The organism is Flavobacterium sp., assembly GCF_003525665.1.
Classification (GTDB): Bacteria; Bacteroidota; Bacteroidia; order Flavobacteriales; family Flavobacteriaceae; genus Flavobacterium.
In genome coordinates, this window is record NZ_DQDX01000086.1 from 22,972 (window position 1) to 24,280 (window position 1,309).

Sequence of the window (1,309 nt, forward strand, 5' to 3'; positions counted from 1 at the left end):
TTCCAAAATACATTGAAAGTCTTGGAGTTTCGGTTGAACCAAATTTGCGAAAAGCGTTAGAATGGTGTGATGTTGCTAATATGCTTAGAGTTCAAAACGAACGTATGGATGTAAATTACTTTCCATCTACAAGAGAATACGCACAACAATATGGAGTTGACAAAGCATTACTTGATTCGCTAAATAAAGAAATCGTAATCATGCATCCCGGACCAATAAATCGTGGTGTAGAAATTACTTCTGATGTTGCCGATTCACAACAATCAGTTATTTTAGACCAAGTAGAAAACGGAGTGGCAATTAGAATGGCAGTGATTTATTTATTGGCTTCAAAGATTAAACAATAATAAATTTATATATTTGTGTAAATACAATTTGTTATGACTGTAATAATCAATAAATCTAACTCTAAAAATATAGAGAAAATTTTGACTTCAAAGCTTAAAAAAGTTTCTAAAAAAGGAAACCTTTCAAGTCATTTTGGAAAGTTGAAAAGAAATTTAGATGGTTTAAATTATCAGTTAGAAATTAGAAAAAATGAAGATTGATTTTATTGCCGATACTAATTTTCTTATCTACTTGCATGAAGGGAATGAAATAGTAAAACCTTTTTTAATTTATGATTTTGGAATTTCATTCATAAGTGAAGTTGAACTTCTTGGACATAAAAATATAACTAAAAAAGAAGAAATAGAGCTTAAAAGCTTAATTAATGATAGTTTTTCGATTGAGTGGAATCTCAAAATCAAAGAAAAAACAATTGATTTAAGAAAAAAGTATAAAATAAAACTTCCAGATTCAATAATTGCAGCAACTTCAATTATTTACAATGTTCCTTTAGTTACAGCCGACAAACAATTTTCTCAAATAGAAGAGTTAGATTTAATTTTAATTGAATTCTAACTTTTAAACTTTTAACCCAATAAACTCATAAACTTTTTATCAAATGAAAGTAGATCAAAAAGGACATACAACCACTATAAAAGATACACAAGGCGATGTAAATTTGTTTCTTGAAAAAGTAACTCATGAGCACAACAGTTTTAAAAATCAAAATCTAATTATCGATATCACTCACGATAAAGGAATTACTATTAAAGATATAAAATCGTTTTCAGAATTATCTAAAGCGCACAAAAAAGGAAAAAAATCATTTGTAATCGTTGCCGACGGAATCGACTTTAACGATGTTCCTGTAAAAATTATTGCTGTGCCATCGCTTCAAGAGGCACACGATATTATTGAAATGGAAGAAATAGAACGCGATTTAGGATTTTAGGAAAAGTTTATAAGTTTAAGAGTTTAAAAG

Annotated in this window: 3 protein-coding genes and 1 pseudogene; all 4 read left to right on the forward strand. The window is 28.3% G+C overall.

All coding sequences use genetic code 11. The features are described 5' to 3' along the window. Positions 1–347: pseudogene (locus DIU01_RS06475) on the forward strand (aspartate carbamoyltransferase); the annotation flags it as partial. A 33-nt stretch (positions 348–380) separates the two neighbouring features. After that, a complete protein-coding gene (locus tag DIU01_RS06480; RefSeq protein WP_290832674.1) occupies positions 381–548 on the forward strand; it encodes a hypothetical protein in 168 nt (55 codons plus the stop codon). Beyond that, positions 538–903: a type II toxin-antitoxin system VapC family toxin gene (locus DIU01_RS06485; RefSeq protein WP_290832676.1), complete on the forward strand. Its 366-nt coding sequence runs from the start codon at positions 538–540 to the stop codon at positions 901–903. The genes DIU01_RS06480 and DIU01_RS06485 overlap by 11 nt, the downstream gene beginning before the upstream one ends. Positions 904–946: 43 nt before the next feature. Beyond that, positions 947–1,279, forward strand: coding sequence for a ribonuclease Z (locus tag DIU01_RS06490; protein WP_290832678.1), 333 nt, complete (start codon positions 947–949; stop codon positions 1,277–1,279). The last annotated feature ends 30 nt before the right edge of the window (positions 1,280–1,309 follow it).

Excerpts from the sequence above, each read along its gene's own strand:
- DIU01_RS06480 (WP_290832674.1), top strand. The coding sequence starts at position 381 with ATGACTGTAATAATCAATAAATCTAACTCTAAAAATATAGAGAAAATT.
- DIU01_RS06485 (WP_290832676.1), top strand. The coding sequence starts at position 538 with ATGAAGATTGATTTTATTGCCGATACTAATTTTCTTATCTACTTGCAT.
- DIU01_RS06490 (WP_290832678.1), top strand. The coding sequence starts at position 947 with ATGAAAGTAGATCAAAAAGGACATACAACCACTATAAAAGATACACAA.